General features: G+C 71.8%; 7 protein-coding genes. 4 read left to right on the forward strand and 3 right to left on the reverse strand.

Features of this window, described 5'->3' with window-relative positions; all coding sequences use genetic code 11:
• Nucleotides 1-51: 51 nt before the first annotated feature.
• Both AC5L30_RS27595 and AC5L30_RS27600 read right to left on the reverse strand, forming a co-directional pair.
• Nucleotides 52-1,785, reverse strand: a complete 1,734-nt coding sequence (locus AC5L30_RS27595) for a DEAD/DEAH box helicase (RefSeq protein ID WP_494870695.1) — start codon at nt 1,783-1,785, stop codon at nt 52-54.
• A 105-nt stretch (nt 1,786-1,890) separates the two neighbouring features.
• Nucleotides 1,891-2,805: a hypothetical protein gene (locus AC5L30_RS27600; protein WP_494870697.1), complete on the reverse strand. Its 915-nt coding sequence runs from the start codon at nt 2,803-2,805 to the stop codon at nt 1,891-1,893.
• A gap of 132 nt (nt 2,806-2,937) precedes the next feature.
• On the opposite strand from AC5L30_RS27600, the gene AC5L30_RS27605 reads away from it, so the two are divergent.
• From AC5L30_RS27605 to AC5L30_RS27620, 4 genes are all read left to right on the forward strand, one after another.
• The gene (locus AC5L30_RS27605; RefSeq protein WP_494870699.1) at nt 2,938-4,092 is read left to right on the forward strand and encodes a sensor histidine kinase; all 1,155 of its coding nucleotides are present in this window, start codon (nt 2,938-2,940) and stop codon (nt 4,090-4,092) included.
• A complete protein-coding gene (locus AC5L30_RS27610) occupies nt 4,089-4,694 on the forward strand; it encodes a response regulator transcription factor (RefSeq protein WP_494870701.1) in 606 nt (201 codons plus the stop codon). The genes AC5L30_RS27605 and AC5L30_RS27610 overlap by 4 nt, the downstream gene beginning before the upstream one ends.
• Nucleotides 4,695-4,795: 101 nt before the next feature.
• On the forward strand, nt 4,796-5,995 hold the full coding sequence (locus AC5L30_RS27615) for a low temperature requirement protein A (RefSeq protein WP_494870703.1): 1,200 nt from the start codon (nt 4,796-4,798) through the stop codon (nt 5,993-5,995).
• Between the two features lie 59 nt (nt 5,996-6,054).
• On the forward strand, nt 6,055-6,606 hold the full coding sequence (locus AC5L30_RS27620) for a 2'-5' RNA ligase family protein (RefSeq protein ID WP_494870705.1): 552 nt from the start codon (nt 6,055-6,057) through the stop codon (nt 6,604-6,606).
• Nucleotides 6,607-6,658: 52 nt separating this feature from the next.
• Here the strand turns inward: AC5L30_RS27620 and AC5L30_RS27625 are convergent, their stop codons facing one another.
• Nucleotides 6,659-8,680, reverse strand: coding sequence for a tachylectin-related carbohydrate-binding protein (locus AC5L30_RS27625; protein WP_494870707.1), 2,022 nt, complete (start codon nt 8,678-8,680; stop codon nt 6,659-6,661).
• Between the last annotated feature and the right edge of the window lie 546 nt (nt 8,681-9,226).

Below are 9,226 nucleotides of genomic sequence, written 5' to 3' on the forward strand. Positions count from 1 at the left end.
CGGGCAGTGGCGTCGGCGACCGTCGTACCCCGGCGGTCGCCGACGGCGTGCTCAGCGCTCGTCGCCCCCGCGGTCCCGGCGCACGGTGGCCTTGCGGCCCTTGATCGTGCTGGAGCGCAACCCGGAGATGACCTCGTCGGCCACCCCCAGCGGTACCTCCACCAGCGAGAACCGGTCGGCGATCTCGATCGAGCCGATGTCCCGGCCGCGGATGCCGGTCTCCCCGGTGATCGCGCCGACCAGATCCTGCGGGCGCACCCCGGCGCGGCGACCCAGGCCGACGAAGACCTGGACGGTGTTGCCGCCGCCGGAGCGTGGCCGACCCCCGCCCCGCCGGTCGCCGCCCCGACCACCGGTCTCCGGTCGGCCCTCGCGCGGCCCGCGCACCGGAACCTGCGGGATCTCCTCCTCGTCGTCGGAGCCCGGGGACGTCACCTCGTGGGCCAGCTTCACGGCGGCGAGGGCGACCTCCATCAGGTCGAACTCGTCGGTCAGCGTCTCCACGATGACCCGGAACGGGTCGAGGTCGTCCTCCAGCAGGCTCTCGCGCAGGGCCGCCTGGGTCAGCTCCAGCCGCCGGGTACGCATGTCGGCCACGGTGGGGATCTTGTCGATGGTGATCCGCTGGCCGGTCACCCGCTCGATGGTCTTGAGCATCCGGTGCTCACGCGGCTCGGCGAGGGTGATCGCCACGCCCTCGCGGCCGGCCCGACCCACCCGACCGATCCGGTGCACGTACGACTCCGGGGCGGACGGCACGTCGTAGTTGACGACGTGGGTCAGCTGCTCGACGTCCAGCCCACGGGCCGCCACGTCGGTGGCCACCAGCAGATCGGCGGTGCCCGCCCGCAGCCGGCCCATGACCCGGTCACGCTGCTCCTGGCTCATGCCGCCGTGCAGCGCCTCGGAGCGGTAGCCCCGACCGTTCATCGTCTCGGTCAACCGGTCGACCTCTTCCCGGCTGCGGCAGAACACGATCGCCGCGGTCGGGGACTCCACGTCCAACACCCGTCCCAGGGCGGCCGGCTTGTGCGCCCGGGTCACGATGTACGCGCTCTGCCGCACCCGGGGCGCCTCACCCGCGACCGGCTGCTCCCGGCCGATCTCGATCCGCACCGGTTCCCGCAGGTGCTGGCGGGCCATCCCGTCGATGCGCGACGGCATGGTGGCCGAGAAGAGCACCGTCTGACGCTGCGCCGGAGCGTGCTCCAAGATCGCCTCGATGTCCTCGGCGAAGCCCATGTCGAGCATCTCGTCGGCCTCGTCGAGCACCACCGTGGCCAACCCACCGAGGCGCAGGGTGCCCCGGGCGATGTGATCGAGAGCCCGCCCCGGGGTGGCCACCACCACGTCGACACCGCTGTCCAGCGCCCGCAGCTGCCGCCCGATCGGCTGCCCACCGTAGATCGGCAGCACCCGCGCGCCCAGGTCCTTGCCGTAGCGGTGGAACGCCTCGGAGACCTGCACCGCCAGCTCCCGGGTCGGCACCAGCACCAGCGCCACCGGGTCGCCGCCCTGGCGGTGGGCCGCCATGAGGTTCAGCAGGGGCAGCGCGAACGCAGCCGTCTTGCCGGTGCCGGTGGCCGCCTGACCCAGCAGGTCCCGACCCTCCAGCAGCGGTGGGATAGCCTCCCGCTGGATGGGGGTGGGCTCCTCGTACCCGAGGGCGGCGAGCGCGCGCAGCAGCTCGGCGCGCAGCCCGAGCTCGGTGAAGGCGCTCACCTCGTCGGTGCCGTCGGGGGTGCGGTCAATCGGTGCGTCGTGCTGTGCAGGTGCGGAACTCATGTGCCAAGCCTTTCATCACGCCGTCCGGGCCGTTGCGGCGACCGCCACAAGAGCTGTCCGCGAGCCCGTGCTGCGGCTGTTCCGCGAGCCCGGTGGCGGCCTCGATCAGCCGCTGGTGGTGAGGATGGCCAGCACCATGACCGCGGCGAGGGCCACGTCGAGCACCGCGCAGAACTCGGTGTAGCCGCGCGGCACCACCCGGCCGCGGCGGTGGTGCGCCACGTCCCAACCGGCGTGCGCCAACCACCCGAGCGCCACCAGCCAGTCGGCGGTGCGCCCGTCGGCCGCCACCGCGACCAGTGTCAGCGCGACCCAGCCGGCCAGACCGGCGAGTTGGGTGGCGAGCGCGCCCCGGCCGCCCAGCGTGCGGCGGGCCGCGCCGATCAGCAGGTAGCCGCCGGGTAGCACCAGCATGGTCCACGGGCTGAGCACGCTCGGGTCGACCCACATGTCCGCGGTCATCAGCAGCGCCAGCCCGGTCGGCCAGCGGTGGGCGAGGGCCACCACGGCCCGGTGTCGGCGTACCGGCGCCGACGCCTCGTGTCGGTGTCGGACCGCCACCAGCACCATCGCGGGAATCATCAGCAGGTGACCGCCGAGCAGCAGCGCGTCGGCATCGATCAGGCCGGCCCGGAACGGCACGAGCAGCAGCAGGAAGGGGACGTACATCGCGGCAGCCATCTCGCCGACCGCGTGCCAGCGGTGCGCCCGGTAGCGCATCCCCACCGTCATCCCGACGGTCATGTTCGTGGCCATCACCAGCGCGGCGACCTCCGGCCGGGTCAGCACGTCGCCGACGCCCAGCGCGGCGCCGGCCAGCTCCCACAACGGCCCGAGCAGCAGCATCCCGGCGATCATCGTCAGCGTCATCTCGCCGAGATGCCACAGCAGCCGCCGGGTGCTGCTGGGCGGTGCCGCGCTGGGCGGTGCCAGGTCCGGGGTCGCCGGCTCGTCGGTTGGCAGGGGCGTGAGTGACGGTACGGCGGTAGCGCTGTCCGCGTACATCTGGGTGTTGTCCATGCCTCGACCCTGCCGGTGTCCCCGGTGCGGCCGGCAGACCCGTTCGTCACCGGAAAACCGTGCGGACCGCACGGCCCGACCGTGACAGTTTGCCGGGGTGGACCGTGCGCCGGACGGTCCTAGGATCGGTGCGTGACGAGCGAGGCGGTGACCCCCCGGGTGGACCGCCGGCTGCGCCGCGCCCGGCAGGCGACGCTGGTGTCGCTGGCCACCGGCGTCTGGGCGAGCGTCCTGCTCCCGGCGGTCGGGCTGACCCGCGAGCCCGACCCGGGCCGGGTGACGCTCGGCGCGGTCGGCATCCTCGCCTTCGTGATCGCCCAGACCGTCGTCCTGTACGCGGCCGTGACGCCGTGGCTCGACCCGCGCTGGCGGCGTCGCGCCGAGCTGAGCCTGGTCGGGGCGGCGGTGCTGACCGTTCCGCTGGTGGGTCCGGTGGCGGCCGGCAGGTGGCCGACCTGGGCCTGGCTCGGTGCGGCACTGATCGGCATGACGCCGCTGCTGGTGCGCTGGCGGGCCGCGCTGGCGGTGGCGGCCGGTGTCCTGGCGGTGGCGGGCGCGGTGGCCTGGTGGACCGGCGGGTCCGTCCCGCGCCACCTCGCCGTGACCGGTGGGATCGGCGTGGCCGTCGCCGCCGTCAACGGGTTCCAGGTCTGGTTCTGGGGCCTGCTCGTGGAGGCCCGACAGGGCCAGGCCGCCCAGGCCCGGCTGGCCGCCGCCGAGGAGCGGCTGCGCTTCGCCCGTGACGTGCACGACGTGCTGGGGCACCGCCTCACGGTGATCGCGTTGAAGGCCGAACTCGCCGCCCGGCTCGCCCCGGTCGACCCGGAACGGGCCGGGCGGGAAGCCGCCGAGGTGCAACGCCTGGCCGCCGCCGCGCTGAGCGAGGTACGGGAGACCGTGCACGGCTACCGGGCCGTCGACCTCGACGAACAGCTCACCGCGGTGGTGCGGGTGCTGCGCTCCTGCGGGGTGCGGTGCACGGTCCTGCCGCCACCAGCGGACCTGCCGCAACGCGCCGCCATCGAACTGGCGGCGGTGCTGCGCGAGGCGAGCACCAACGTGCTGCGGCACAGCCGGGCCGACTGGTGCCGGATCCGCATCGATCGGGAGGGTGATGTGGCCAGGATGACGGTGGCCAACGACGGCGCCGACGACCGTGGCCCGGACGCGCACAGCCACGGCCTGCGCGGGCTGGCCGACCGGCTCGCCGCTGCCGGGGGCGAGTTGCGGGTACACCGGGAGGACGCGATCTTCACCCTCGAAGCCACCGTGCCGGCGCCGTCGTGATCCGCGTCCTGCTCGCCGACGACGAGGACCTGATCCGGGTAGCCGTCGCCGCGCTGCTCGGCCTGGAACCGGACATCGAGGTGGTGGCACACGCCGCCGACGGGCCGGCAGCCGTCACCGCGGCACTGGCGCACCGCCCGGACGTGGCCGTGGTGGACCTGGAGATGCCCGGCCTGGACGGCATCGCGGTAGCCGCCGAGCTGAGCCGGGTCCGACCCGACTGCGCGGTGGTCGTGCTGACCGGGCACGGTCGCCCCGGGCACCTGCGCCAGGCGTTGACCGCCGGGGCCCGAGGGTTCCTGCCCAAGGGCTCGCCGGGTTGGGCACTCGCCGACGTGATCCGCCGGGTGCACGCCGGAGGGCGCTACGTCGACCCGTCGCTGGCCGCCGACGCGTTGACCCTGCCCCCGTGTCCGCTGACCCCTCGGGAACTGGAGACGCTGCGGCTGGTCGAGGTCGGTGCCCCGGTCGCGGTGATCGCCCGTCGGGTGCACCTGTCCACCGGCACGGTGCGCAACCACCTCTCCGCCGCCGTGCAGAAGCTCGGCGTGGCCGACCGGGCCGAGGCCGTCCGCACCGCCCGGGACAACGGCTGGCTCTGACCGTCGGCGCGCCTCAGAACGACCCGGAGCGTGAATGGACGGACGCTGATCAATAAAGGCAGTCGAGTCCTCGCCTCCCACCCGGCTGCGAAGATGGACAAATGCCCAGGAAAGTCGCGGCGGGTCCGGTCGACCCGGTGCGTTCCAGTGCCGTCGAGCTGTTCTTCGACCTCGTCTTCATCTTCACCCTCGGCCGCTTGTCAGCGACCCTGGTCGAGGAGCCCAGCCTGCTCGCCGACGCGCAGGCCGTGATCTTCCTGCTCGCCTTCTGGTGGATCTGGTACAACACCAACCTGGCCACCGACAGCCTCGACTGCGAACGACCCACGGTGCAGATCCTGATCATCTGCGTGATGCTCGGCAGCCTGCTGATGTCCATCAACGTTCCGGACGCCTTCGGTGATCAGGGCTTCGTCTTCGTGAGCGCGTACCTCGGGATCCACCTCGGCCGTACCCTGGTCATGGCCCTCTACCTGCGCGGCACCCCGGCCTGGCGTCGGCCGGTGCGGGGAATCGCCTGGTATCTGCTGTCCGCGACGGTCTGGTTCGCCGGGGCGGCGGCCAGCGGCGGCGAAGCCCGGGTCCTGCTGTGGGCGTGCGCCCTGGCGATCGACTACTCGGGGCCGGTCCTGGGGTGGCCGGTGCCGTGGCTCGGCCGGGCGCGGGCCAACGAGTGGCACCTCTCGGGCGAACACCTCAACGAGCGGTACCGGCAGTTCATCATCCTGGCCCTCGGCGAGACGATTCTGGCCACCGGCAACTTCTACCGATTGTCGGCGCGGGACCTGGCGGACACCACCGCGTTTCTGCTCACCTTCTGGACGGTGGTCTTCCTCTGGTGGACCTACTTCTATCGCACCACGAGCAGCCTCGCCGTGAAGATCGACACCGCGGTGGACCCGTACCGGCTCAACCTGCGGGCGAGCTACACCCACCTGGTGATGGTGGCGGGCATCCTGCTCACCGGCATCGGAGGCGAGCTGATGCTGAAGGAGCCCGACGCGCAGCGGTCGGCCGGCAACGTCGTGGCGATCCTGGTCGGGCCGCTGACCTTCCTCATCGGGCGGATGATCTTCGAGATCTGGGTGTTCGGCCGCCTGACGAGGCACTGCCTCGCGGCCGTGGTGGCGTGCCTGATCCTGAGCCCGGTTGCGGCGCAACTCCCGCCGCTGGCGGTGGGCCTGCTGGGTGCGGCCACCATCACCGTCGTCGCCATCTTCGACCTGACCCACCGCGCCCGGATCGCGGGTGAGGTCAACCCGGTGTCGGGCGGGGCCACTTCCCGCCGCCACCCGGTCTGAACGTGTGGCTCGGTCCCGGTCTGCGGGGGGCGGCGGGACCGTCCGGCTAGCGTGGGCGCGTGCGTACGGTGGAGCTGGTCTGCTCGCCCGGACTGGAGGTCGCGGTCCGGGCGGTCTGGGGTCGGTTGGCCGCCGCCGGGTTGCCCAGCCTGGCCCGCAACATCCACCCCACCAACCAGCCGCACCTCACCCTCGCCGCCGTCGACGAGTTCCCGCCGGGGGTCGAGCACCGCCTGGCCGACCTGTTCGACGCCGCGCTGCCGGTGCCGGTGACGCTCGACCGGGTCGTCGTCCTCGACGGCAGCGCCCCACTGGTCTGGCTCGTCCGACCCACCCCGGCGCTGACCGCGCTGCACGCCGCCGTCTGGGACGTGCTCGCCGAGGCCGACGGACACCGCCCGTGGCACGCGCCCGACGCGTGGGTGCCGCACCTGAGCCTGGCCCTGCGGTTCCGCACCGCGGACCTGCGGCTGGCTCGTGCCGTCGCCGGTGGGCAGCGCCCGACGGGCGACTTCGACGCCGCCCGCAGCTACGACGGCACGGACCGGACGGTGACCCCGTTGACCCGCCACACCGGGCGCCGTCGCGGCGTCAGTCGCTGCCCCCCTTAGCCGAGGCGGCCGTCGGGGCGTGTCGCCCCGACGGCCGCCGGCCCGATCGTGGTCAGTTGTCGCGCGGCTGCGCGATCTCCTGCCTGGTGAACGAGATGCCCGTAGCTGCCGCGGCCCGGGTGGCGAGCGAGGCAGCCGACTCGTCGGTGTCGTAGAGCCGAACCGAACCGTTGGCGGTACGGCTCACGAACCCGAGTCGGATGCCACTGGAGTTCTGGAAGACGAATGCCGTCGGGTCGGTCGGATAGGTCTCGTCCGGTACCGTCGCCGTGGCCCAGTTGCCCCACGCGGTCGAGCCCGCGGCGGTCTGTCGGCTGTGCTGGATGGTGTTGTCGGACGTCCGGGTGAACACCGAGATGCGGCCGGTGTTGGGGCTCAGGACGGCGGTCGGGGAGCCGACCGGCGTGATGCCGCTGTCTCCCACCGCGTTCCAGGTGCCCGGCCAGGTGCCGTCGATGTTCTGCAACTGGCTCTTGACCGCGCCGTCGGTGTGTCGGGCGAACACCATCAGGCGACGGCCGGGCAGTGTCACCGCGCTCGGCGTGTCCACGAAGCCCGCGCCACCCAGCCCCGCCCAGGCGGAGGTCAGCGCGCCACCCTTGTACGTGGCAGCCTGCAGGGTGCCGGCCGCGTTGGCCACCAGGAGTGTGGCCGTGCCGTCCGCGCCCGGCACGGCGACCGGCGTACCGGTCAGGCCGGCGCCACCGAGCGGCGTCCACGGAAGCAGATCTCCGGCCGTGCCGTCCTGCCGGCGGTTCCACAGTGCGCCCTCGGCGTCCAGGGCGAACACCGCGCGGGTGTCGTCGGAGAGCCGGACGGCGGTCGGCTCCGAGCGCATCGCCCCGCCGAGGGCGAGCCACGGGTTCCAGTCCGGCATGGCCGGCGTCTTCTGGGTCAACGAACCCACGTTGCTGGTGGTCTCGTGGGCAACGATGGTGACCCGGCTCTGGGCGTCCGAGACCAGCGACGGCTTACCGGTGTACGCCTCGGTGCCGGGCACCGGTGACCACTGGATCGAAAACAGTGAGTCCGGGTTCGCGCGTCCGTGCCGCAGCTGACCGATGTTGTCGGTGTAGGCGATCTCGAGGCTGCCGAGCGCGGTGCCGGCGGCCGGAGCCTGCACGATCGCCAACGGAGCGTTCTGTTGCACCGGAGCGGCGGGCAGCGCGGGGCTGGTGATCGCCCCCTGCCGACAGGTGTTGGTGGTGGTGAAGACGTTCGGGAAGCCGGCCCAGCCCGTGCCGATCTGGTCGGCGGTCAGCGCCCAGGACAGGTTGTCCTCGCGGAAGCGGTACTGGAACAGGTCGCCGTCGGTCTGGATGCCGAAGAGCGTGTCGCCGCCGGCGGAGAAGAGTCCCTTGGTGAATGCCTGCCAGCCGCTCGAACCAACCAGGCGGTCACGGAGGAGCCACCGCTGGCTCGCCGGGTCGAAGCGGTGTCGGTAAAGCTTGCCATCGGACGCTCGGGCATAGAGGGTGCCGGGGGCGCCGGCCACGATCAGGTTGTACCGGTCCCATCCGGTGTCGATGACGCGCCCGTTGATGGTCCACGTCCGCGTCGGCTCGTCGAACCGGTACCAGCGCAGTTTGCCCTGGGCGTCGACGGCGTAGAAGTCGCCGATCTGGTCCACAGTGATCTTGTCACGGAAACTGGCCGTCGCGTAGTTCGTGAAGCTCGTACTGATGATCCAGCTCTGCTTACCGTCGACGGTTTCCCAGACGCTGCCCGTCCATCGGTAGCGGTTGAGCCCGGTCGAGTTGATGCCGTAGACCCGCCCGTCGGGCCCGCCCAGCAATCGGCCGAACGTCTGCCAGCCACTCGGTCCGATGGTGGTGGCGGCGGTGAAGACGCCGCCGTCCCGACCCGGGGTGCTGTACTGGCGGCGGACGACCGTGCCGGTCGTGGTCGAGTTGAGGAACGCCGCCGCTCCGGTGCAGCTGAAGGCGTCGGTGGCCGCCTGCGCGGGAGACGCCGGCAGCGGCGCCACGAGGCCGGCAGCGCCGATGAGCGCCGCGGCGGCCAACGCCAGCGATCGACGCCGAGAAGGCGTCCGTGGTGTGGATTCTTTGGTCAACTGGGACACGTTTGTGTCATCCTCCCCCGAGAATAAATAAAACGACCGTAGTGAATCAGCCGCCGTGCAGTTCCCGGCAAATTCACAATGAACGTACGGTGCTCGGCGCGTAATTCATCCGCCACGGTCGCGGCCCATCATGCACGACCACGGGTCGCCTGCCAAGCGCGGGAGCGCGGTCCGGATCGTGGGCTCCGGGAGCATCCACGATGGACGGCCGGGAGGGGGTCGGAGCAAGCAGTAAACGGACTTAAGCCTTCAAATGCCCGGAGTCTTGACGGAAAGTAATCGTCCCAGGTCGTAGCGCTAATGAGCCAGTCCGTCTCCACTGTGGCTTGACAGCCGATTGGGCGTGCTGCAACCTACAGCGGCATATCGACAAGTAGCAGCACACGGGGGTGTGAAGCTGTGACCGCGAACCTGGCGGCATTTTGCCGTGCCGAGGCGATACCGAATTTGTTGGGCGAACCGTTCCGACGTGACTTCCGCCCACCCGATCTGCCTCTTCGTTTCTCCTGACATTTCCGTCGACCGATGGGTTGACGC

Source organism: Micromonospora sp. BQ32 (assembly GCF_059358895.1).